This window comes from Enterobacter sp. EC_64 (assembly GCF_019584165.1).
In the GTDB taxonomy this organism is placed as follows: domain Bacteria; phylum Pseudomonadota; class Gammaproteobacteria; order Enterobacterales; family Enterobacteriaceae; genus Enterobacter; species Enterobacter roggenkampii.
Genome location: NZ_VDAS01000007.1, coordinates 87,786 through 111,632, shown reverse-complemented (window position 1 = coordinate 111,632; position 23,847 = coordinate 87,786). Strand labels below are relative to the sequence as shown.

At 58.8% G+C, this 23,847-nt stretch carries 20 protein-coding genes; 11 read left to right on the top strand and 9 right to left on the bottom strand.

What is annotated here, in order from left to right; translation table 11 throughout:
• The first annotated feature begins 31 nt into the window (after positions 1 to 31).
• Positions 32 to 577, top strand: coding sequence for a winged helix DNA-binding protein (locus FHC52_RS07640; protein ID WP_039025330.1), 546 nt, complete (start codon positions 32 to 34; stop codon positions 575 to 577).
• Here the strand turns inward: FHC52_RS07640 and glgX are convergent, their stop codons facing one another.
• Genes glgX through treZ form a run of 3 tightly spaced genes read right to left on the bottom strand, consistent with a single transcriptional unit; the run spans position 578 to position 6,921 of the window.
• The gene (gene glgX / locus FHC52_RS07635; RefSeq protein WP_126287915.1) at positions 578 to 2,653 is read right to left on the bottom strand and encodes a glycogen debranching protein GlgX; all 2,076 of its coding nucleotides are present in this window, start codon (positions 2,651 to 2,653) and stop codon (positions 578 to 580) included. It abuts the gene before it with no gap.
• Between the two features lie 15 nt (positions 2,654 to 2,668).
• On the bottom strand, positions 2,669 to 5,137 hold the full coding sequence (gene treY / locus FHC52_RS07630) for a malto-oligosyltrehalose synthase (RefSeq protein ID WP_128299270.1): 2,469 nt from the start codon (positions 5,135 to 5,137) through the stop codon (positions 2,669 to 2,671).
• Entirely contained in the window at positions 5,134 to 6,921 is a 1,788-nt protein-coding gene (gene treZ / locus FHC52_RS07625; protein WP_126287911.1) for a malto-oligosyltrehalose trehalohydrolase, read from the bottom strand. The genes treY and treZ overlap by 4 nt, the downstream gene beginning before the upstream one ends.
• Positions 6,922 to 7,053: 132 nt before the next feature.
• Here treZ and FHC52_RS07620 point away from each other — a divergent pair, with 132 nt between their 5' ends.
• The 4 genes from FHC52_RS07620 (at position 7,054) to FHC52_RS07605 (ending at position 10,471) form a co-directional block, all read left to right on the top strand.
• Positions 7,054 to 7,581 (top strand): GNAT family N-acetyltransferase, encoded by a 528-nt coding sequence (locus tag FHC52_RS07620; RefSeq protein ID WP_021240150.1) that lies wholly within the window; start codon positions 7,054 to 7,056, stop codon positions 7,579 to 7,581.
• A 99-nt stretch (positions 7,582 to 7,680) separates the two neighbouring features.
• The gene (locus tag FHC52_RS07615) at positions 7,681 to 8,430 is read left to right on the top strand and encodes a 5'-nucleotidase, lipoprotein e(P4) family (RefSeq protein ID WP_259279900.1); all 750 of its coding nucleotides are present in this window, start codon (positions 7,681 to 7,683) and stop codon (positions 8,428 to 8,430) included.
• A gap of 141 nt (positions 8,431 to 8,571) precedes the next feature.
• A complete protein-coding gene (locus tag FHC52_RS07610) occupies positions 8,572 to 9,558 on the top strand; it encodes an MBL fold metallo-hydrolase (protein ID WP_008501663.1) in 987 nt (328 codons plus the stop codon).
• Position 9,559: 1 nt separating this feature from the next.
• Entirely contained in the window at positions 9,560 to 10,471 is a 912-nt protein-coding gene (locus FHC52_RS07605; RefSeq protein ID WP_031274893.1) for a LysR family transcriptional regulator, read from the top strand.
• On the opposite strand, the gene FHC52_RS07600 is transcribed toward FHC52_RS07605, so the two are convergent.
• Positions 10,462 to 11,346, bottom strand: a complete 885-nt coding sequence (locus tag FHC52_RS07600; RefSeq protein ID WP_045354115.1) for a LysR substrate-binding domain-containing protein — start codon at positions 11,344 to 11,346, stop codon at positions 10,462 to 10,464. The genes FHC52_RS07605 and FHC52_RS07600 overlap by 10 nt on opposite strands.
• 113 nt (positions 11,347 to 11,459) lie before the next feature.
• On the opposite strand from FHC52_RS07600, the gene FHC52_RS07595 reads away from it, so the two are divergent.
• On the top strand, positions 11,460 to 12,950 hold the full coding sequence (locus FHC52_RS07595) for a UbiD family decarboxylase (RefSeq protein WP_126287907.1): 1,491 nt from the start codon (positions 11,460 to 11,462) through the stop codon (positions 12,948 to 12,950).
• Between the two features lie 25 nt (positions 12,951 to 12,975).
• On the opposite strand, the gene FHC52_RS07590 is transcribed toward FHC52_RS07595, so the two are convergent.
• The 5 genes from FHC52_RS07590 to opgC are packed head-to-tail and all read right to left on the bottom strand — an operon-like array spanning position 12,976 to position 17,082.
• On the bottom strand, positions 12,976 to 13,401 hold the full coding sequence (locus tag FHC52_RS07590; RefSeq protein ID WP_021240154.1) for an ATP-binding protein: 426 nt from the start codon (positions 13,399 to 13,401) through the stop codon (positions 12,976 to 12,978).
• Positions 13,402 to 13,740: an STAS domain-containing protein gene (locus FHC52_RS07585; RefSeq protein ID WP_021240155.1), complete on the bottom strand. Its 339-nt coding sequence runs from the start codon at positions 13,738 to 13,740 to the stop codon at positions 13,402 to 13,404.
• Positions 13,730 to 14,944 (bottom strand): PP2C family protein-serine/threonine phosphatase, encoded by a 1,215-nt coding sequence (locus tag FHC52_RS07580; protein WP_220420005.1) that lies wholly within the window; start codon positions 14,942 to 14,944, stop codon positions 13,730 to 13,732. Before FHC52_RS07580 ends, FHC52_RS07585 begins: the two co-directional genes overlap by 11 nt.
• Positions 14,945 to 14,953: 9 nt before the next feature.
• Entirely contained in the window at positions 14,954 to 15,853 is a 900-nt protein-coding gene (locus FHC52_RS07575) for a hypothetical protein (RefSeq protein ID WP_008501670.1), read from the bottom strand.
• A gap of 11 nt (positions 15,854 to 15,864) precedes the next feature.
• Positions 15,865 to 17,082 carry an OpgC domain-containing protein gene (opgC, locus tag FHC52_RS07570; RefSeq protein ID WP_126287900.1) on the bottom strand — a complete coding sequence of 406 codons (1,218 nt, stop codon included), beginning with the start codon at positions 17,080 to 17,082 and terminating at the stop codon, positions 15,865 to 15,867.
• 281 nt (positions 17,083 to 17,363) lie between these two features.
• Between opgC and FHC52_RS07565 the strand changes: the two genes are divergently transcribed.
• From FHC52_RS07565 to FHC52_RS07545, 5 genes are read left to right on the top strand one after another with little or no spacing between them, the layout of a single operon-like run.
• On the top strand, positions 17,364 to 19,181 hold the full coding sequence (locus FHC52_RS07565; protein WP_047748898.1) for a glycosyltransferase: 1,818 nt from the start codon (positions 17,364 to 17,366) through the stop codon (positions 19,179 to 19,181).
• Positions 19,178 to 20,497, top strand: coding sequence for a DUF3131 domain-containing protein (locus FHC52_RS07560; protein WP_021240159.1), 1,320 nt, complete (start codon positions 19,178 to 19,180; stop codon positions 20,495 to 20,497). The genes FHC52_RS07565 and FHC52_RS07560 overlap by 4 nt, the downstream gene beginning before the upstream one ends.
• Entirely contained in the window at positions 20,494 to 22,041 is a 1,548-nt protein-coding gene (locus FHC52_RS07555) for a DUF3131 domain-containing protein (protein WP_126287898.1), read from the top strand. Before FHC52_RS07560 ends, FHC52_RS07555 begins: the two co-directional genes overlap by 4 nt.
• Positions 22,026 to 23,420, top strand: coding sequence for a DUF3131 domain-containing protein (locus FHC52_RS07550; RefSeq protein ID WP_126287896.1), 1,395 nt, complete (start codon positions 22,026 to 22,028; stop codon positions 23,418 to 23,420). Before FHC52_RS07555 ends, FHC52_RS07550 begins: the two co-directional genes overlap by 16 nt.
• Entirely contained in the window at positions 23,417 to 23,842 is a 426-nt protein-coding gene (locus FHC52_RS07545; protein WP_008501676.1) for a globin, read from the top strand. The genes FHC52_RS07550 and FHC52_RS07545 overlap by 4 nt, the downstream gene beginning before the upstream one ends.
• Positions 23,843 to 23,847 lie beyond the last annotated feature (5 nt).

The following is a 23,847-nucleotide window of genomic DNA, read 5'->3' as shown; positions in this document are numbered from 1 at the left end:
GATGAGTTTACATTTCTGGCTAAGGAACGTTATGACTTCAGAAAAGAGTGCTTCACCCGATCGCGACGATATCAACGAGGGCCGGATCGTCTCTTCCCGCCATCTGGTATCCGAGCGCTGCGCGGAGTTATCAGAGCTGGAATATGCGCTGATCATGACCGGCAACGCGTTTAACAAATGGATGGTGCGCTGCATGACGGCTGCCGGCGAGCCCGATATGGGCGCCTTTGACGTTTCGCTGCTGCATCACGTGAACCACCGCGACCGCAAGAAAAAGCTGGCCGATATCTGCTTCGTCCTCAACGTGGAAGACACCCACGTGGTGACCTATGCGCTGAAAAAGCTGGTCAAAGCAGGCTACGTGACGAGCGAGAAAGCGGGCAAAGAGCTCTTTTTCTCTACCACCGAGGAAGGGAAAGCGCTGTGCATGAAATACCGGGACGTGCGGGAGGCGTGTCTGATTGCGATCCACGCGGAGAGCGGCATTGCCGGGAAGTCGATTGGCGAGACCGCGCAGCTGTTACGCACGATCGCCTCCCTGTATGACACCGCCGCACGGGCGGCGGCGTCACTGTAACTAAGGACGGCGGAACAGCGTAATGCTCCGTCCGGCCAGCGCGTACTCAACGGTTTCGGTGATCGCTGTTCCGGTGGCGGCGTCATCCGCCGTAGACAGCTCCAGCACCCATCCCCCTTCGCCAAACTGCGGGATCTGGAACGGCACGGTGCCTTCAAACGGATTGAACAGCATCAGCACGTCGTGCCAGATGCCGTCCTCCTGCTGAAGATCCGGCCTGCTGATGGAGACCCCGAGCGTTGAGCCTTCATCCCACTGCTCGGCCTGCTGCGGACCGCCCCCGGCATTGAACCAGCGGATCTCCAGCCCGTCGCGCCAGCTTTCACGGCGCAGCAGCGGCTGTTGCGCGCGAAGGGCAATGAGACGACGGGTAAACTCGCGCAGCGCGGCGTCATTTTCGGAGAGCCCCTTCCAGTCGATCCACGAGATCTCACTGTCCTGGCAGTAGCCGTTGTTGTTCCCCTTCTGCGTGCGGCCAAACTCGTCCCCCGCCAGCAGCATCGGCGTGCCGTGGGAAAACAGCAGCGTGGTCAGGAAATTACGCTTTTGCCGCTCCCGGGTAGCGATGATGTCCGGGTTCTCGGTTGGCCCTTCCTCGCCGTAGTTGTACGAGCGGTTATCGTTATGCCCGTCGTTATTGTCCTCGCCGTTGTCGGCGTTGTGCTTCTCGTTGTACGACACCAGGTCATTCAGCGTAAAGCCGTCGTGGGCGGTGATAAAGTTGACGCTGGCCCACGGGCGACGCCCACGCAGATCGTACAGATCGCCGGAGCCGAGAAGCCGCGCGGCAAAGTCCGTGGAGACGTTGTCCCCCTTCCAGTACTCGCGAACGGTGTCGCGGTATTTGTCGTTCCACTCCCCCCAGCCCGGCGGGAATCCGCCCACCTGATAGCCGCCGGGGCCAATATCCCAGGGTTCACCAATCAGCTTCAGTCGGGATAAGACCGGATCCTGGGTCATGGCGTCGAAGAAACCGCCGCGCGGATCAAATCCTTCGGGCTCGCGGCCCAGGATCGTCCCAAGGTCGAAACGAAAACCGTCTATGTGCATTGATTCCGCCCAGTAGCGCAGGGAATCCATCACCATCTGCAACACGCGCGGGTGCGAGGTGTTGACCGTGTTTCCCGTCCCGGTGTCGTTGATGTAGTACCGGTGCTGGTCGGGCAGCGTGCGGTAATAGCTGTAGTTATCAATCCCCTTAAACGAGAGCGTCGGGCCAAGCTCGTTCCCTTCCGCCGTGTGGTTGTACACCACGTCCAGAATGACCTCGATGCCCGCGTCATGATAGGCGCGCACCATATCGCGAAAGCCCTGGATCCCCGCCGGGCCGTAGTAGCGCGACGCCGGAGCAAAAAAGCCAAGCGTGTTATAGCCCCAGAAGTTCTTCAGGCCGCGGTCGAGCAGGTGCTGGTCGTCCGGGAACCAGTGAACCGGCAGCAGCTCCACCGAGGTAATGCCCAGGCTTTTGATATAGTCGACCGAGGCTTTGTGCCCCATCCCCTCAAACGTCCCGCGCAGCTCGGGCGGAATGGCCGGGTTCATCTGGGTAAAGCCTTTCACGTGGCTCTCATAGACAACGGTATGCGGCCAGGGGACGTTTGGCCGGTTGTTGTCCTGCCAGTCAAAGGCGTTCGGGTCGATGACCCTGCCTTTCGGCGTAAACGGCGCGCTGTCGCGGGTATCAAAGCTCAAATCCAGCTCGTCATGCCCCAGCTCATAGCCGAAATGGGCGTCGTTCCAGTCGATGTCACCCACCAGTTCGCGAGCGTACGGGTCGATGAGCAGCTTATGCGGGTTAAAGCGATGACCATTTTCCGGGTCGTAGGGGCCGTAGACGCGATAGCCGTACAGCGCGCCCGGCTTCAGGTCAGGCACATAGCCGTGCCAGATCTCATGGGTATACTCCGGCAGCTCCAGCCGGGCGATTTCCGTTTTCCCGGACGGGTCAAACAGACAGAGCTCCACTCGTTCAGCGTGCGCGGAGAACAGCGCGAAGTTAACGCCCTTCCCGTCATAATTCGCCCCCAACTGCTGGCCATGACCGGCCCGAATTTCAAACGTTGTATCCTTTGCCATTTTCGTTCTCCACGATTATTCGCAGGTAAGCAGAACCAGTACACATCCCTTTTCTGACGTTAAATCCAGCGTCTTTTGCAGAATGCGGCTCTCACCGCTGAACAGATCCCGATAGCGCTTCCCTGCCAGTTCGTCGGGTATCGCCACCGTGGTATTGACCCACAGCTGATGATTATCCGTGACGCCAAAAACCAGACGCGGCACGGCGACAATCAGCGCCTCCTCGTCCTTAACGCGCGCATAAACAATCAGGTTCTCCTCCCGCTCGCCGGTGACCTTAAGCGGCAGCCAGCCGCCGTAGCGGAAAAGCGCGTCGTAGTGCGGTCGAAGCCGCAGCAGCGTGGCGGTAACAAACTGTTTGACCCGTCCGTCCCGCCAGCAGGCCGGGTTGTCAAACACCCCGGCATCCGCCGCGCTGAGGTGTTGCACCAGGGCCGGAAAGTCCGGCTCGCGTCGGTTATCCGGGTCGACAAGGCTGAAGTTAAGCGCCTCGCTGCCCTGATAGATATCCGGCACGCCGGGCGCCGTCAGCTTGATCGCCGTCTGGCTGAGGCTGTTCATCAGCCCGGCGCGAATAAAGGGCTGCATCGCCTCGCTGAAATCGTGCAGGAACGGGGTGTTGTTCGGCGAAAGCAGGTGCCGCGCGTAGCTCAACACCACGCTCTCATAGCTCTCGTTGCTGTCGATCCAGTCGGTGCGCTGTTTCGCCTCGCGCAGCGCTTTTTCGAGGAAGCCGAGGAACCGCGTTTCGAGTGCTTTAAGCCCTTCAGCGTCGTCCGGTGACAGCGTGGCGGGCCAGACGCCCGCCAGCGCCTGGTAGATCATCCACGTATCGGCGGCGTTCGGCGCGGTACCGTCATTGAGAAAACGTACCTGGGTCTGGTTCATCTGCCGCCAGCGGGTAAGGTTCTCGCCCCAGCGTTCCGGGGCTTCCGTGAGGGTGTAAAGGCGCGCCCGGGCATCTTCCCCGCGCTTGGTATCGTGCGTGGAGGTACCCAGCAGCGCGTCGGGCTGACGGGCCAGACGAATGCGCATCTCCTGGTGGAAGCGGGATAAGGAAAACGCGCGCGGCGTCGGGTCGGCCCCCACTTCATTGAGCGCAAGCTCAAGGTTGTGGCGAAAGAACAGCGTGTCTTCAACGGACTTCGCCATCAGCGGCCCGGTGAGCTGCTGGAAGCGGGTTCTGAACAGCGAGGCGCTCTCGCGGCAATCTTCCGGCAGGTCGCCGGTAAGAATGCGCACGATCAGGCTGAGCGCCGCTTCCGACGTCTCCACGCAGGCAACCACGCGGTTGAGCAGCGCCACGTCCGGCGGGGTTAACCCCTCGCGAGTGCCGTAGGTGCGGTAGACCGGAAACGCAATAAGCAGCTCGCGCAGCGCGTGGCGGATATCCTCGCGCGGCAGCGCAACCTCATTGCGGCGGGCCAGATCCTCAGCAAGGTTTAGCAGCGTGGTGAATTCACCCTCAAAATTGCGATCGGTCATCAGGCCTTTGGCATCGCGCAGCTCGGCGTGGCGATCGACCGTCACGCCCAGCGTCTCGTCGTGGATTGTCTCCAGGCGCGAGAGGTTATCGTCGTCGACCAGCACCTCCGCCAGCGAGGCGATAAACTCGTAGCCGGTGGTGCCGGATACCGGCCAGTCAGCGGGGAGCTGTTCCCCTTTGGCGAGAATCTTTTCGACCGTGATGTAGCAGTCGGGCCCGGCGGCCTGCCGCAGGCGCTGCAGATAGCCCAGCGGATCCGCCAGACCGTCGACATGGTCAATGCGCAGGCCGTCCACCACGCCCGCGTGGACCAGCTCAAGGATCAGCCGGTGCGTATCGTCGAAGACCGCATCATCTTCAACCCGGACGCCGACCAGCCCGGTGATCTCAAAGAAGCGCCGCCACGAGAGCTGCTTCGGCGCCTCCCGCCAGGACATCAGCCGCCAGCTTTGCGCCTCGTGCAGTTCTGCAATGCTTTTCTCCTCGCTGTACGTACCCGGGTTGAGCGGATACTCGGCGTCATAGTAGACCAGGGCGGCCTTTTTCGTGACAGGGTCACGTTTCAAGGTGATGGCACCCTTCTCCAGCTCTGCCTCAAAGGTATCGCCAAGAAACGGCAGCGTCAGCGGCCTCGACCCGTCGATATCAAAATAGCGGAAATAGCGGCTTTGCTGGCCATATTCAATCACGTCCCGCCACCAGAGGTTTTCCAGCGAGGTGGACATATGGTTAGGGACGATATCCAGAATCAGCCCCATGCCGGCCTGCTTAAGCGCCGCGGCCATGCGGTCAAAGCCTTCTCGTCCGCCAATCGCGGGGTCGATTTCATTCGGGTTAGTCACGTCATAGCCGTGGGTAGACCCCGTCGTGGCAGTGAACACGGGCGACGCGTAAAGGTGGCTGATGCCGAGGTCCTTCATATACGGCACCAGCGCCACAACGCGGTCGAAGGTCATGCCGTTACGGAACTGAATACGGTACGTGGCGGAAGGGATCATAACGATGCTTCTCCATCAGCAAAGCGAACGACAATACCGTTCGGGGGTAAAACGTCGTTGAGCTCCGGCCAGGCGAAGCGCGTCTCCCCCGCGAGCGCGGGCAGGTCGACGGGCTTCGTTCCAATATTCAGCGCCAGAGAAAGCGTGCCTGACGGGAAGCGCCAGCTCACCGCCACCATGCCGGGCGCGGTCTTGAGCACATGGCCCTCAACGGCGCCGCCCGGATGCAGAAGCGGAACGATATAGCGATGGCGCAGCGTCAACAGATGGCGCGTATAGCGCAGCCACGTTTTGCCCTCGTCGGTGGCGATTTTGTTCCAGTCGAGCTTTGAGCGGATAAACGTGTTCACGTCGTTCGGGTCCGGGACGGTTTCATCGTGCCCGGCATGGCCGCTAAACTCTTTCGCGCGCCCTTCCCGCACCGCCTTTGCCAGTTCGCCGTGAAAATCGGTGAAGAACAGGAACGGATGCGTTTCACCAAACTCCTCGCCCATAAACAGCAGCGGGATATGGGGGGAAAGCAGCAGCGCGGCAAGCAGCACCCGCGTCTTGTCGGCACCCGCCAGGGAGATAAGCCGTTCGCCCTGGGCGCGATTGCCGGTCTGATCGTGGTTTTGGATGAAATCGACGAAGAACTGCGGCGGCTGCGTGCGGCACTCCACGCCGCGGGATTCGCCGGTTTGCAGCGAAATCTCGCCCTGGTAGACAAAGCCTTCCGCCAGCGCCCGGGCGAACTTTTTCTCCGGCTCAAAGGCAAAGTCCTGGTAGTAGGCGTGCGTCTCACCGGTGGCAAACACGTGGGCAGCGTTGTGAAAATCATCGTTCCATTCGCCGGTAAACAGCGGCGTGTGGCCCTGTTCATCGCGCGGATGCAGAAAAATCACGTTGCGGCTGTCTTCCGTGGTCAGGTGAACGTGCCGGTGGGGGATCGCCTCGCGAATTTTTGCGGCAATCTCCTCGAGAATGTGCGTGTCCGAGCCGTCTTTAATCTGGTCGATGGCATCAAAGCGCAAGCCGTCCAGACGGTATTCCGTCAGCCAGTAGAGCGGCGCGTCGGTGATGTACTGCCTCACCGGCTCGCGCTCGTAGGCGATGCCGTTGCCCCAGGGCGTCATCCGCTGCGCATCAAAAAACGCGGGCGACAGCAGAGGGAGATAGTTCCCCTCCGGGCCGAAGTGGTTGAGCACGATATCCAGCACCACGGAAAGCCCCAGCCCGTGCGCGGCGTCGATAAACGCGTGGAAATCCTCCGGCGTGCCGTACGCAGAGTGCGGGGCATACAGCAGCACCCCGTCGTACCCCCAGCCGCGGGAACCGCCAAACTGGGAGACGGGCATGACTTCAAGCTGGGTAATCCCCAGCTCCGCCAGATACGGCAGCTTGTCGATCGCCGCCCGGAAGGTGCCCTCCGGGGTAAACGTGCCGATGTGCAGTTCGTAAATGATCGTCTCTTCCCACGGCCGCCCTGCCCAGTCGCGGTTGACCGGCTGGTAATGTCGGGGATCGATCGCTACGGAGGGGCCGTTAACGTCACCCTTTTGCGCCCGCGAGGCGGGATCGGGCACCGCCGTGCCGTCCTGAAGAACAAACTGATATTCTGCACCGTGCCTGACGCCGGGGACGTCCGCCTGAAACCAGCCGTCGCCGGTTGCCGTCATCGGCACGTCGGTGGCGGCAAGACGTAGCGTAAGTTCTTTCTGTCCTTCTGCCCAGACGCGAAAACGTACAACGTCATCGGAAATAAACTCAGCACCCCACTGCTTTTGAAATGTCCTGAATTCCATTCATTGTCCTCGAATGACCCACATTTTACGCGGAACGAAGTACAAGCTTAGTTCAGGATTAAAAGTGCGTGAGCTCAGCGGATTTAACCGCTTCGTCTATTCTTTATGAAATAACTCACTAACGGGAACACTATGCAGATTCGAAAAGGACTCAATACCGACTTCGCACGCCTTGAATGCTGTGACTTTTCTTTCACCATTAGCCACATTGCCCGGGAGCCGTTTATCCACTGTGATTTGCATATTGAAGCCGTGGCAGAGCCGTGGATAAAAACCTACGAACTCGACATTCAAACGCTTGAAAATCACTGCGTTAATCCGGACGCCATATTTCTTGTCGCGGAAACGGACGACGGTGAAATAGCCGGATTTATTACCGCGTCAGTCGGCTGGAACAAATTTATTTCAGTGGATTATATTGCCGTTGAGCGCTCCAAACGCAGAACCGGCGCTGCGCATAAATTAATGGCCGCCGCGCACGTGTGGGCCCGCAGCGTAAACGCGCCGGGATTACGGCTTGAAACACAAAATGTGAACGTCTCTGCCTGCCTGTTTTACCGTCACTACGGATTTACCCTAGGCGGATACGATCGTTATCTCTACAATGCCCTACCGGAAAAAGACGAGGTCGCTCTGTTCTGGTATTACATGCTGGTCTAGCGGAAACACATTGCCACATCACGGTCATATTTCTGTCACTGAATTTCATTACGCTTTCGGGATTTTAACCACGGTGTTGAGGAAAGAAGTGTGAATTCAATGGCTAAGGCATTACTGCTGGCATTACCGGTTTTGAGTGCAGCGGCAGCGGCGACGGCCGCGGAGCACGACCTGTGTGAACCGAAAGCGTACGAAATGGCGCTGCGCTATCAGCAGAAATCGGCAGAGATTATGGCCCTTCAGCTGCAAACCTATCGGTTTGCCACCGAGCGTTTCAACGAAAAGTTAAAGGATCTGAAAACGCCCGAAAATTACGCCGTGGTAATGGACCTGGATGAAACGGTACTGGATAACACCCCTCTGCTGGTGCGCGACATGGAGCAGTGTCACGACTATACGAAATGGGACACCTGGAGCGACTGGGAGAAACAGGGAAAACCCGGCTTAATTCCGGGGGCGAAAGCGTTTCTTGACCACGTGAATCAAAGCAAGGTCCGCATCTACTATGTCTCGGATCGTATGCAGGAAAACAAAGCCGACACGCTGAAGACGTTAAACGCTCTCGGCCTGCCGCAGGTATCTGACGAAAGCGTGCTGCTGGATACGGTCAGCAAGGAAGAGCGCCGTCAGAGCATCCTCAAAAAGCAGCAGATCGTGATGCTGTTCGGCGACAGCCTGCCGGATTTCGCCGTGCAGTTTAAAAACAAAAAGCCGAGCGAACAGCAGCGTGAACTGGTTGAGACCAGCGCGGACCACTTCGGCAACGACTGGATTGTGCTGCCTAATGCCGCTTATGGCTCATGGTCCAAAGCCACGCCGGACAGCTGGAACGCACCGCTGAAAAAATAATGTCTACGGGCCGGGAAAGCTATCGCGCGCCTTCCCGGCCCTTCGGTTTCCTATCCATCCCGTTTATAGGTCCTATCATTTCTGAGCAGGTTCTTATAATTTTACGGAGCAGTAAGATGAGCACTTTCAAAGGAGACTCGTATGCTTACCGTGAAAAAACTTGCTCTTTCCACGCTGATTTCCAGTTCACTGCTTTTCTACCCTGCGCTCCAGGCCTCTGCAGAAACGCCGCAGCACGTCGTTAAACAACCGGCGGGCGGTTACAGCGTGCAGGTCGGCGACGTGCTTGTCACCTCGTTTACCGACGGGACCGTCGCGCAGGATCTGCACAAGCTGCTGCGCCGGACAACGCCGCAAAACATTGATGCGCTGCTCGCAAAAAACTTTCAGACCAACCCGGCTGAGGTCTCCATCAACGCTTTTCTGATTGCGATACCCGGACATAAAATCCTGGTGGATACCGGCTCGGGCCAGCTCTTTGGTCCTGATACCGGCGGACGTCTGGTTGAGAGCCTCGCCACGCAGGGAATAAAACCCGAGGACATCACTGAAGTCCTGCTGACCCACGCCCACTCCGATCATGCGGGTGGCCTGGTGAAAGACGGCAAGGTGGTGTTCAGCAACGCGCGCGTTTTCGTTGGCAAACCGGACATCGACTTTTTCTTTAACGACGACAACCAAAAGAAAACCGGCTACGGCAAGAACTACTTCGACGTCGCGCAGAAGACCTTAAAACCCTACCTTGACGCGGGGAAAGTGGTGCCGTTTAGCGGCACATCGGAGATTCTTCCGGGGCTTACCGGCACGGTTCATCCCGGACACACGCCGGGTTCAGCCTTCTACACCCTGACAAGCAAAGGCGAGAAGATCACCTTTGTCGGCGACATCATTCACGCCGCGGCGGTCCAGTTTCCGCAGCCTGCGGTGACCATCACCTACGATGAAGATGAGAACAAAGCGGCAAGCGTACGCGAGCATGCGTTCGCTGACTTTGTGAAAAACAAGGACCTCATTGCCGCGCCCCATCTGCCTTTCCCGGGCATCGGCTATGTGACGAAAGGCGAGAAAGGCGGCTATGCCTGGGTCCCTGTGACCTATACCAACCGGGACGCCAGTAGCGCGAAATAAGATGACGCGGATATCTGACATGGACATAGACCTGCTCCTGACGCTGGACGCCCTGCTTCAGGACAGGAACATCACCCATGCGGCCGCGCGGCTGGGCATCAGCCAGCCCGCGTTGTCCGCTCGTCTCGCGCGTCTGCGCACGCTGTTTGGCGAACCGCTGTTTATCCCCTCCCCGCATGGACGCGGGGTGTTACCCACGCCGCGCGCGGAAGCGCTCAGGCCGCAGGTGACAGGCGTGCTGCGCGGCATCAGCGCGATGTTTGCGCCCACCGCGTTTGACGCGCAAACCAGCAGCCGGACATTTGTCATCGCGCTGCATGAAAACCCGGCGCTGATGCTCGGCACCGCGCTGCTTAACCAGGTGGGTACCGATGCTCCCGGTATTCGCCTGCGCTTCGCCCTGCCCGAGATGGCCGAACTGCCGCAGCAGCTGGAGAACGGCGATGTGGATCTCTACATCGGCGTGAGCGCGGGCGCCCATGACGGGTGGGTAAGGCGCAAACTCCTCGACGACGCGTTTGCCACCGCCCAGCGAAAAGGCCATCCGCGCGGAACGGGTGCGTTAGATCTGGAGATCTACTGCGCGCTTTCTCATCTGGTGGTGTCGTCGGCGGGCGATCCGTTTACCGGATTTGTCGACCAAACCCTCGCCGGGCTGGGCTATCAGCGACACGTTGCCATGTCCACCCAGAGCTACGCTATGGCGCCTGCGCTGGTTGCCGGTACCGACCTGGTGTGCACCCTGCCGGAACGGATGCTGAAGCAGTTTGCCAGCACGCTGGATCTCTTTGCACCACCGCTGCCGCTCCAGCCCATTACCATCAACATGTACTGGCACCCGAAAAACAGCCAGGATCCGGCGAACGCCTGGCTGCGCGAGCAGCTCCTGCGGGCAGCAGGACGTCAGGTGTGATCGAGCGTAACCAGAAACTTTTTTAGCACTTCTGAACGAATAATCCGGTGGCAAACCAGGGTGAGTTCGCTCTCCCGCAGCCGGTCAAGGATGTCCACGTAGACGACGTTCTCAACGCTCACCGCCTTTGCCGACGCGGGAAGCAGCGCCACCCCAAACCCTGCCGAAACCAGGCTGATGACCGTGGGCACGTCGGTCGCATTTTGCACCACGTCCGGCTGAAAGCCCGCCCCGCTGCAGGCGTCATAGAAGTACTGCTCCAGCCCCATTCCCTCCGGGTCGCGCAGGGAGATCCATTTTTCGTCTTTCACCGACGAAAGCGTCAGCGCGGCGGACCCGGCCAGCGGATGCTGACGATACAGCGCCAGCACCGTTTTCTCCGAGGCGAACGGGCGGCTTTGCAGATCGTCCGGCAGCGACGGCAGCGGCGCGCGGATGATGGCCACATCCAGCTGGTTGCTCTGCACGGCGGCGTAGAGCGTCTGCACGTTTCCCGTCATCAGCGACATGGTAATGGCGGGCCAGCGGCTGTGCATCTGGCGCAGCGCGGCGGGCAGCCTGCCGTCAAACATCGCGCTCGACACGCACCCGAGGTTTAACACACCCTGCTCGCCCCGTGCCGTTTGTCTGGCGTCCAGCACCGCCTGTTCGGTCAGCGAGATGGCAAGCCGGGCTTTCACGAGAAATGCTTCGCCCGCGGGCGTCAGGGTCAAGCGGCGGTTCGCCCGGCTGAAAAGCGTGACGCCTAAACGTTCTTCCAGGGCCTTTATCTGCTGGCTCAGCGCCGGCTGCGCCATGTTCAGACGCTCGGCGGCCCGGTGCATATGGAGCTCTTCGGCCACGACGATGAAGTGGCGCATCTGGCGAAACTGCACGAGACGACCTCCTGAATTGATATGAATTTACTTATCAATTTAACAGTAATGATGCAATTGATGCTATTGGTCATTGCCATAAAAATGGAGGTATTCAACCGAGGGAGGAAAATATGGAAAACCAGATTAACGATCTCCGCAGCGCCATCGCCTTACTGCAGCGCCACGAAGGGCAGTACATTGAAACCGATCGTCCGGTCGACCCCAACGCGGAACTGGCAGGCGTCTACCGCCATATTGGCGCAGGCGGCACGGTCAAACGTCCAACCCGTACGGGCCCGGCCATGATGTTCAACAGCATTAAGGGCTATCCGCACTCCCGCATCCTGGTTGGCATGCACGCCAGCCGCGAGCGCGCGGCGCTCCTTCTGGGCTGCGAGCCCTCTGAACTGGCAAAACACGTCGGCCAGGCGGTGAAAAAGCCGGTTGCGCCGGTTGTCGTTCCGGCCCCGCAGGCACCCTGCCAGGAGCAGGTCTTCTACGCTGACGATCCTGACTTCGACCTGCGCAAGCTGCTGCCGGCCCCAACCAACACGCCGATTGATGCGGGTCCGTTCTTCTGTCTGGGGCTGGTGCTGGCAAGCGATCCGGAAGACAGCTCGCTGACGGATGTCACCATCCACCGCCTCTGCGTTCAGGAGCGCGACGAGCTTTCCATGTTCCTTGCCGCCGGGCGCCATATCGAAGTCTTCCGCAAAAAAGCGGAGGAGGCAGGAAAACCGCTGCCGGTGACGATCAACATGGGTCTCGACCCCGCCATCTACATCGGCGCGTGCTTTGAGGCCCCTACCACGCCGTTTGGCTACAACGAGCTGGGCGTCGCCGGGGCGCTGCGCCAGCAGCCGGTCGAGCTGGTGCAGGGCGTGGCGGTCAAAGAGAAAGCCATCGCGCGGGCGGAGATCATCATCGAAGGTGAACTGCTGCCGGGCGTGCGTGTGAGAGAGGATCAGCACACCAACACCGGCCACGCGATGCCGGAGTTCCCGGGCTACTGCGGCGAGGCGAATCCCTCCCTGCCGGTGATCAAAGTGAAAGCCGTGACCATGCGAAACCACGCCATCCTGCAAACGCTGGTGGGACCGGGGGAAGAACATACCACGCTGGCCGGACTGCCGACCGAGGCCAGCATCCGCAATGCCGTAGAGGAGGCTATTCCGGGCTTCCTGCAAAACGTCTATGCCCATACCGCGGGCGGCGGCAAGTTCCTCGGGATATTGCAGGTGAAAAAACGCCAGCCGTCAGACGAAGGACGTCAGGGCCAGGCGGCGCTTATCGCCTTAGCCACCTATTCGGAGCTGAAGAACATTATTCTGGTCGACGAGGACGTGGATATTTTCGACAGCGACGACATCCTGTGGGCGATGACGACGCGCATGCAGGGCGATGTGAGCATCACCCATATTCCTGGGATCCGCGGCCACCAGCTGGATCCGTCCCAGTCGCCGGATTACAGCACCTCGATTCGCGGCAACGGCATTTCCTGCAAGACGATCTTCGACTGCACGGTGCCGTGGGCGCTGAAGGATCGCTTCGAACGGGCGCCGTTTATGGAGGTAGACCCACGCCCGTGGGCGCCAGAGCTGTTTGCTGACAACACGAAATAGAAACAGCACGCGTATGGCCCGCAGGTCATACGCTGATTTTCTTTTCAAGCGTGGCAATATTTTCACCCGCCGCTCGCTCCACCGAGAAACGATCGACGCTCAGCAAAATGAGCATCAGCCCCCTGCCGCTCTCCAGCAGCGGCGAGATTTCACAAAAACGGTCTCGCCTGGCGGCCTCAAGCCGCGCCAGCGGGAACGCGTCGCCCGCGTCGGTAAAAACAATGCAGACGTCGCTGTCGCGGATATCGAAGCGTACGCTGAATGTGCGTGAGGCATCCTCATGCAGCGCGTGCCGGATGATATTCGTCGCCACCTCACAGACGGCGAGATCGAGCGCGAAACGCCACTCATCATCTACGGGAAGCGCGCTCAGCCGCGCTTCCAGCCAGCCGGCCAGCGGCGTCAGGGAACCGAGCACCGCCGGAAATTCTGCCTGCACCGGCGTCTGCATCTACAGCCCCAGCTGCGCAAGCGCGCTGCTTTTGTCCGGATAGATGCGGAATATGCGGTCCATGCGGGTCAGGGTGAACATGTTCATGATCCCGGGGTTCAGGGAGCACAGCGCCATGTCGCCTTTCCCGTTCATCAGCTTAAACAACGACACCAGCATTCCCAGCCCGCTGCTGTCGATAAAATCCACTTTGCTGAAGTCGACAATCAAAGCCTTGCGATCGTCGCCAATTTCTTCCGTCACGGACGCTTTAAACGTCGCGGCAACGGAGGCATCCAGCCGCCGGACTGCGGGCGTGAGGATGTTGGCATGCGGTAGTCGTTCAGTGTTAATAATCATTCTGTTCTCCCTGACGCTCGATCACGAGCAGTGAAACGTCATCGGTTAAGGCGGTCGGTTCATCACGATTTGCGTTGCGCCAGCCGGTCAAGTGGTCACCGAACCGCGCCAGGAGCTGGTCAACCGGAAGTCGGGCATGGTCATGAAGCCAGCGTTCGAGACGCTGCGGGCCAAACTGCTCGCTGCTGACGTTCTCACACTCCGTAATACCGTCACTGAATAAGCATAAGCGATCCCCCGGATTGAGGGTAAACTCGACGTCCTCCCAGCTGAGGTCAGGCATCAGCCCGACCGGCGGGCCGCCGTTGCCCACGGACGTGACGGCGCTGTCTGCGTTCACAATAACGGGAGTTGGATGCCCGGCCTGACACAACACCCCTCGTCCGCTCTCGGGGTCGATCACCCCGTAGATAATGGTGAAATAGCTGGTAATGTCGCTCTCTTCACTGCAAAAGCGGCTGTTCAGGATCCTGATCACCTCCGCAGGCGACTGAATGCCGCCCTGATCGGTAAACAAAAAACGGTCTACCACCCGGCCATGTAAGAACTGACGCGCCACCGCGAGGGACATCATCGCGGCCCCCACGCCGTGACCGGACACATCCACGCAATAGAACCCAATGTGAGAATCGAGTGGAAAAATATTGAACACATCGCCTGAGACCCACGCAGACGGCATGAAAAGCCAGTCGGAAAAGTAGTTCCCAAAGCGTAAGCGGTGCGAAGGCAGCACGGAGTGCTGAACGCGCGCCGCGAGTTCAAGATCCTGTTCAATCTGATGCAACGCTTCACTCAGGCGCTTATTGTGCGCCGCGAGGGTCGCTTCCAGCGTTAAAATACGGACCCCGGCGTGCAGACGCGCCCGCAGTTCATCCTGCTCGACCGGCTTGCTTAAAAAATCATCGGCTCCGGCATCAAAGCCCTGCGTTAAATCCCCGGCATTTTCGCGTGCCGTGAGCAGAATGACATAGACGTAGTGGCCAAACTGACGGTTGCGGATGGTTTGACAGAGCGTGAGTCCATCCATTTCCGGCATGTCCCAGTCGCTTATCACCATGCTGATCGGCTGGCTGGACAGTATTTCCAGCGCGGCGACGCCATTTTCCGCCTCGCTCACGATATACCCCCACTGGGTGAGCATTCGGGAGAGTAACCGACGATAAATCAGCGAATCTTCAACGATTAAAACGTGCAGCGCCGACATACATCCCTCCTAAAGCGGTAAGAACCAGATGAGGCTCACGGTCCCTTCCCTGAATTTTGCATTCCCGTTGCCGTGCCCCGGATAGCGCGTTCCCGCATAGTTCGCGTACTGGATGGAGAACGAACCCGGCGTATAGCCGGCATAACCGAAGCTGTAGCTGTAATCGCCGTTCCAGGGCTGCTGCTGGCTGCTGTCCGGGAACCAGAATGCCGTCGCGCGAACGAAGAAATGTTGTTTGAAGGTGTAGCCGCAGCCGCCGAGCATGACGTTTTTATTTTTGCGGATGTCATCGCTGCTGAGGTCGTAGTAGCGCGGCACCCAGCTGTACCCGACCTGGCAAATGATAGAATCCCCTTTATTAATCAGGAGCGTGTTTTCGACCGGTTTCGGTAGCGAAAACTTGTAGGCCAGCGTGAAGGCGCCCTGTTCGAAATAGGTGTGTCGTCGGCTGCCCGATGTCCAGAAATGGTTATCGCCGTAGTTGCTGTAAACCAGACTGACGGTGTTGGCGTGCCAGTCATCGTAGCCGAAGCTGTAGCGAAAATCGGCGGTGTAGCGGCTGGTGTCTCTGACCGGCAGTCGTGACGTAATGTTGGCAAACCAGAAGCTGTAGGGGGAATACTGAAGGCTGAGATTCAGCGTCTGGTTAATCTTTTTCTTTTCCGTGGCGGTGTCTGAACTGTTAGGAATGCTCATCCACTGCTCTTTCAGTCCCGAGCTAAAGCTCAGCGCACCTGAGAATTTCTTGTCGTTACCCGAGAACAGGCGCCCCCAGCGGCTGGTAAAGACGCCAGCCTGAACAGGTTCACCGTTCTTATCGCGCAGGGATTCATTTTCACTGCTTTTCGCCGCCTCTGCGGCGGGGATCGCGGCGAGCAGCACGCCCGCCAGAAGCCATTTTTCGCGCATAACCGCCATCCTTAGTTAGGTATCCAGCGTGCGCCGACGTCGTATTTTGCCATCAGCCACAAAATACCCAGTGCCGCCGCATGCACTAACGTGTTCTCTATCCAGGCCTGACGCCATAAATCGAAGGTGATGAACTGGCTCACCAGCAGCACCACGTACACATGCAAAATAAAGGTATAAAGCGAGTGCTGGCCGAGCGGGATCAGGAACCATCCCAGCAGGCGATTGAGCGGCGTCCAGCAATACGTCAGCACCAGGTAGACGGTGACCATCAGGGCGATATCGTTCAACACCCTCACCGGGCCCAGCCCGTTCTTCGCCGCCCAGGTGTGATAAAACGAATTGAAGCTGTCAGGCGGGATGACGTGCATCAGCAGCGCGGGCGGCATAAACGGGTTGGTATGGTTCTGGGCGACAAATCCCAGCATCAGCGACACCATGACCAGCGCCACTACCACCCCTTTCCCCGGAGGCGTCCGGGCGAAAGAGAGCAGTTCGGCTTTATACCAGCCGCTGGCCATGCCCAGCACAAAGATGAACTGCCAGGCGAGCAGCGGGAAGGCAAATTCGAATTCCGACGGCGTCAGCCGAAGCGGCCAGCGCTGCCACAGGCTGTACACCAGCAGCGACAGCCCCAGCAGCCACCAGACTTTTCCTTTCTGCAGCATCCCCAAAAATAGCGGGCTGAGTAGCATTAAAAAGATATACAGCCCCAGAATTTGCGTCTGATGAGGGCCAATCTGCAAATAGAGGATAATGTTGAACCAGGTCTCTTTTATTTGCGGCGTAACCGGATAAAGCGACCAGCTTTCACCCGAAAAACGGTCGGTAAAATGGGTGACCTCGAAAACATTAATATGTGGGATATAGGCCAGAAGAATAAACGACACTATGATAATGATATTTACACGATATATTTTCCATGCCCTGAGATAAAGCCCCCAGGAAACCGTGAGCAAAACCACTTTTTGCAGACGCGCGCGGTTCAGCATGCCAAGCATAAACCCCGAGAGAATAACAAAACCTTCTGCGCCGGTTGTTAACCCAAAACGCTCCCAGGAGAATATATTAAATACCGACATCACCTCCGTATGCGCCACGACCATCATGACGAGGGCAATGCCGCGCATAAAGTCGATTCTCAGGTCCCTGGCACCTGCAACGGCATACCGCCATGCTGTTGATTTAGCGTCATCTTCTTGCGCTACCGACGGCGCAACATGGCTCATAGGGTGTCCTTTGCCTGAAAACGAAAATTAAGGTCTAAATAAAGTAGATAGCCTAAAGGAATAGTAACCGCAATTTATCGACGGCCGATGAAACATCATTAAGCAGAATTTAAGCTGAATTAACCACCGCTAAATATTAACAAAAACGTGGCTGGACACTTTTATTCGGCGTTCTACACTTATCTTAAATCTTGTTTAATCGCTATTTTCTTTCGCTTTTAGGCAACTGTCTGCGCAGCAGAATGGGTCTGCATTTTCACGGAATCAGGAACGCCGGAACTATGGATTTTTATTTTTCCCGTTTTGAACATCGTCGTCCTCCGGAACCGTTAACAACACCGCGCTGGGTCATGTTCACCTGGCAGGTGTTAGCGGTCGCGGCGCTTATTCTGGGTGCCAATTATATTTACTGGCGCTGGACCGCCTCCCTGAATACTGACGCATTATGGTACGCCATTCCGCTGGTCCTCGCCGAAACCCTGGCGTGGATTGGCACCGTGCTGTTTACCATCAATTTGTGGAAAGAACAGGATCCTCCTCAGAGTCCGCCGCCCGGCGAAATTAACGAATGCCTGTCGCCTGAGGAGGCCGTAGAGCCCCGTCCCGTCAAGGTGGATCTGTTCATTGCCACTTACTCGGAAGACACCGAGCTGGTCAGGCTGTCCATTCGCGATGCCCTGAAGATGATGTACCCGTTCCCGATTGACTACCGCATCCACGTGCTTGATGACGGCCGCCGCCCCGAGATGAAAGCCGTTTGCGAAGAGGAAGGCGTTAACTATATCACTCGCCAGACCAACATCGGCTTTAAGGCCGGCAACCTGCGCAACGGCCTTGAGCAAACCGACGGCGATTTTATTGTTATCTGCGACGCCGACACCCGGGTATTTCCCACCCTGCTCAGCCATACGCTGGGCTATTTTCGCGATCCGGACGTGGCCTGGGTACAGACGCCGCAGTGGTTCTTCGATCTTCCGGAAGGAGAAAACCTGTCGCGCTGGGGCCAGCGAAAAGCCGGAAAAGTGGGCTACGGTCTGGGCTGGCTGATTCAAAAGTGTGTTGGCCCGATCACGATTGGCCGCGACCCGTTTTTTAACGATCCGCGCATGTTCTATGACGTGATCCTGCGGCGGCGCAACTGGGCGAACGCGGCTTTCTGCTGCGGCGCAGCGTCCATTCACCGTCGCGAGGCGGTCATGCAGGCCGCGCTGAGAAGCTATGTCTGGTCCGTCGAAGAGGAGATCCATCGTCATACGCGCGACATTCGCGATGAGGAGACCCGGGACGCGCTGCAGAATGCAATGCGTCCGCACGTGGCGTTTGACACCGAGCTTACCCCCTACAAATTCCACGTCTCGGAAGATATTTACACCTCGGTGCTGCTGCACGGTGACGCCGCACGGCGCTGGCGCTCGGTTATGCATCCGCGGGTTGAGTCGAAGATGCTCTCTCCGCAGGATATGCTCACCTGGATGATCCAGCGCTTTAAGTACGCCGCCGGCTCGCTGGATATTTTGTTTCATGACAACATCTTCAGCCGTCGCCGCTTCAGGCTTTCACTCCCCCAGACGCTGATGTATGCCACCACCTTCTGGTCTTACATGGCCTGCGTGTGGAACACGGTGTTTTTGATTTCGCCCATTATCTATCTGTTCACCGGCATTCCGCCGGTGTCCGCCTGGTCGACGCCGTTCTATCTCCACTTTCTCCCTTTTTTTATCTTCTCTGAACTGGCATTTATGTTCGGCACCTGGGGGATCTCGGCCTGGGACGGCAGGGCCTCATACCTCTCCTTCTTTTCCATGAACCTGCGCGCGCTCAATACGGTGCTGCGGGGCGAGCAGATCAAATTTCACGTCACGCCAAAAGAGCGGCAGACGGGCCGTTTTCTCTACCTGGTGAAGCCGCAGATTGCCATCGTGGTGCTGACCCTCGCAGGGCTTATCTGGGGCGGTATTCAGGTGGCGCGTGGGCAGGTGGACGACCCCTCCGGCTACGTCATCAATATTTTCTGGGGAGGGGTGAACATCGCCGCCATGCTGCCGCTGATTTTCGCGGCCATGTGGACGCCCGCTGAAGAGGACGAGGTCACTCAATGAGGATACGTGATGCCCTGCTGCCCGCGCGCAGCTACCTCACCATTTTGCTCGGCTTCCTGATCGGCTTTGCCATTGTGGTCTGGGTGGAGAAACAGATGCCCACGCGCGTGGAAAGCAGCGGTGGCATCGCGCTCAGTAAAGACTTCCCGCCGCTGCCCACAACACGGGCGCTGACCTATGACGAAGCCATCTGGGCGCGGGTCGCCTGGCAATACTACGTGAATAATACCCAGCCAAACGGGCTGGCGAACGCCAGCGACGGTGAACCCTGGCTGAGCCTCTGGAGCGTGGGAAGCTACCTCTTTGCGACCGCTGCCGCAGAGCAGCTCAATATCATTTCCGCCGATGAGTTTGACGAGAGGGTCAGCACCGCCGTGTTCACGCTGGGGCAACTGCCGCTCAATGACAAGGGTCTCCCCGCCGCCTATTACCATGCGGACACGCTCAAGATCCTGGGCAAACCTGACGCCTCCGCAATCGGTCTGAGCCGGCTGCTGACGGCATTACAGACCCTGCTGTGGCGCTATCCCCAGCACGCGGCGGCCATACGCGATTTGTTGAGCGTGTGGCGCACCGCGGCGCTGATTGAAAATAACACCCAAAGCCAGGCTGCGGTGCCGCTCCACCACTGGACGCTGGCCGACGATGAACAGCGGGACACTTTTGGCTACCGTCTCTATGCCAGCCATACGCTGCGCCTGATTGACAGCGCGGCAGGACTCGCGGTGACCAATCCGCCTGAAGGGCAAAAGATGATCGATCTGGATGGCGTAATGGTGCCCGATGAAGGGCTTCGCACGCCCTGGGGCAAGCAAACCTCGCTGATCAGTCTCCCCTATCTGTTAACCGGTCTTGAACTGGGCTTTGATGCGCAGAGCGCTGAAATTGCGTGGCGGATTATGCAGATCCAGCAGCGGCGCCACGACCTGCGCGCGCCAAAACCCCCCGTCAGCACGGATTATGCCGAACCCGCGCCGGATTACGTTAACGATCTGCCGGACAGGCAGCCGGTTCAGGCGCGTAATCTGCGCGACGAGGTGCCGGAGAAAGTGGCGATGACCTCCACCCGCACCGCGTTTGCCTGGTATGCCCTGTTCCGCAACAGCTGGAGCGAAGCGCTGCGCCAGCAGGTACTGCCGCTTCAGGTGCCGGGTAAAGGCTGGCAGCGCGGGTTAAATCTCAACAACAGCGTCAATGCCGTCGTGGACGCCGATACCAATGCCATTGTGCTGGAAAGTCTGTCTTACATCGCGCATGGCCAGATGCTCTGTCTGGCCTGCCTCTACACTTCCCCCTCAGCAGGAGCAACGCCATGAAGCCACGATCCCCGATCCTTTTCCACCTGCTCACGGGAATAACGATCTGCTGGCTGGCGCTATCGACCGTGCGTGCGGACACCGAGCTGCCTGCATCAGGTTACTCCCCGCGCAGCGGCGAGCTGACGGCCCGGGAGATGACCATCGCGAAAAACGCCTGGCAGTATTTCGTCACCAACTATCAGCCCACGACGGGCCTGGTGAATGCGGTCAACAAATATCCCTCCACCACCATGTGGGACAGCGCCTCCTATCTGGCCGCCCTGACGGCGGCGCGCGAGCTGGGGATCATTGATAAAGCGGAATTTGACCGCCGGATGCTGAAGTTTCTCGCCACGTTAAACACCCTGGTACTGTTCCGCAACGAGCTGCCCAACAAGGCCTATAACACCATCAGCGGCCAGAAGGTGGACTACACCAACAAGCCCGGCGAAATTGGCTTCTCGGCGCTGGATATCGGGCGAATGCTGGTCTGGCTAAAAATCATCAAGGAGCGTTACCCGGAATACGGCAACAGCATTGATAACGTGGTGCTCGGCTGGGATTTCAGCCACGCGATCGACCCCTGCGGCACGCTGTACGGGGCCTATCTGGAGAACGGCCAGCCGAAGTACGTTCAGGAAGGTCGACTGGGCTATGAAGAGTACGGCGCGGCCGGTTTCCAGCTGTGGGGGTTCAATACCTGCAAAGCCAGCCGTCCGCAGCCTTACGAGCTGGCCGAGATCTACTGCGTGCTGGTCCCGTACGATACGCGCGACCCGCGCAACACGTCGCAGCATAACTACGTGGTGACGGAATCCTACCTGCTCTACGGGCTGGAGTTCGGCTTTGATAAACCGACCGACCGGGATAACGCCCCGCGCGACTACTCCCTGACGTGGATGAAAAACTTTGCCGACCGCGTTTATCAGGCTCAGGAGAACCGCTATACCATTACCGGCGTCCTGACCGCGCGCTCCGAGCACCAGCTCGATAAGGCCCCTTACTTCGTCTATGACACCGTCTTCAGCGACGGGTACAACTGGAACACCATTACCGATAAAGGCCAGTTCGTCCCTAACGCTGCCGCGATTTCGCTGAAGGCGGCGCTGGGCATGTGGGTGCTGTGGAACTCCCCCTATACCGACCGCCTGCTGAACACCATTGAGAATGCCAACGAAGAGGGAAAAGGCTACTACGAAGGGCTGTATGAAAACGGCGACGGCCCGATCAAAGAGTTCACCGCGAACAATAACGGCATCATGCTGGAGGCCCTGTTGTTCAAAAAAGAGGGAAAACTGCTGGCCTTCAACACCGACAACCCGAAGAGCAAGGATTTTGCCCCGTCTCTGTGGGATCAAAAGCTGCTCGATCAGTTTGAAGAGAACAACGCGCTGCGCAGCCGCCCGTTCCTTGCCAGCACCCCGGCCGTAAAAAGCTGGTGCGACCGGACCGGCGTCACGCAGCGCACCAAACCCGCCTGCCAGGCCTGTCAGTGCGCGTCATGCAGCGCGGACGAGCCCGTTAAACTGCCTCCGGTGACTGCGCAATGCTTAAAACCATAGCCAGAGGGCTTGCGGGATTACTCCTTGCAGGCGCGATCGTCTTTGCGCTGTTTGCCCATCAGGGCGCAGGCTGGCGCTGGCTCATCAGTGGCGGCTGGCACTCCAGCGCGCGCATTGCCGCCCTGACGCCGGAAGAGCAGACGTGGGCGGCGATCGCCTGGCGCTATTTCGTCAATAATACCCAGCCGCAAACCGGGCTGGTCAACGGCAGCGACAAACAGCCCCGCGTCACGCTCTGGCAAATGGGCGATACGTTTATCGCCCTGTTGGCGGCCAAAGAGCTGGGGCTGATTGAGGAGGCCGAGTATGACGCTCGCCTGACGCGGCTGATGGGCACCCTCAACCGCATGATGCTGACCGAGGCCCGGACGCCCGGTCGACTCTATTCCAGCCAGACGGCGACGCCGATCGACTTTAGCGGCAAGCCCGTTAAAAATGGCTGGTCCGCGCGCGATATGGCGCGTCTGATGCTCGCCCTGCGCCTCACCGCAGAGCGGGAACCGCAGTACAGCGAATACCTCGATAAAATCATCCTGCGCTGGAATTTCTGTCCGGTCATCGACGGAGAAGGCGAACTGTGGTCATCTTCCCTGCAAAACGGCCAGCCGGTGGTGCGCGAGGAGCTGCGCCTGGGCGAGAGCGAATATGCCGCAACGGCGTTTCAGCTGTGGGGGTTTTCCCCGGAGAAAGCGTTTACGCCCCCGGCGCACCACGTCATCATCGCCCAACGGCGTCTGGCTGTTGATGCCCGGGATCCGCGCACCACGTGGCAGCCCTCTCTGATTACCACCCTTCCCTATATGCTGCCGGGCCTGGAGTTTGGCTGGGAGCCCGAAGGCGTTGCGGCCGATCGGCAAAAGCACCTGCGCAAGCAGGCCGAAAACGTCTGGCTGAGCCAGAAGAGCCGCTGGGAGACCGATAAGATCCTGACGGCCAGGGCAGATTTCTCGCTCCCGCAGGCGCCCTGGCATATCCAGGATACGGTCTGGGGAAATGGCTATGCCTGGAACTCTGTCGGTGACGATGGCCGGGACTACACCCGTTTCGCGCAGGTATCGACCAAGGCGGTCTTTGCCCTGTGGGCCCTGTGGGACACCCCATACACCGACGTGCTGATGGCGGTGACAAAGCATCTTAACGATCCGCAAAAAGGCTGGTACGAAGGCCGACAGGAAGCCACGGGCGATACTAACGCTGCGCTCACCCTTTCCACCAATGCCACGGTGCTGGAAGCCCTGTTCTTCAAACACAACGCGGGCCCCCTGTTTGACGCCCGCCGGGCTAAAAAAGAGAGCTACTTTACGCGCCGTGTGGCAGATGACTATACGCCCGTCGGGCACTGTCTACCGGGCGAAAATGCCGTAAGGAGGACGCCGTGAAATTTTACCGCGATCTGTTTGAATCCAGTCTGAACCGCGTCTTTCCGGATAATGATAAAACGGCGTTTTTTCAGACGTTCTATGACGCCTTCGTCCATATGTCACCCGAGACGGAGCAGCATTTTTCTCGCCTGCCGGATAGCGAGGGTCAGCAGACTCTGTTTAAGAGTTTCTTCGCCATGCTTGCGGTAGACGGCGCGTTAATCGTGCCTGATTTTCTCGAGCGCCTGGCGCGGGAGCAAAGCGACGACGGTCTCCACCTCCCCCCGCGTTTTTTCGCCCTGTGGCGCGAAGCGATGTTGAACACCGTGAGCCTGCGCGATCCGCAGTGCGACGATGAGATCCTGACGGCCTGGGCCATGGCGATCGCGCCCGGGCTGGAATACCTGCGCCGACAGGCAGAACTGCACTACCGCGCGTAGGAGGA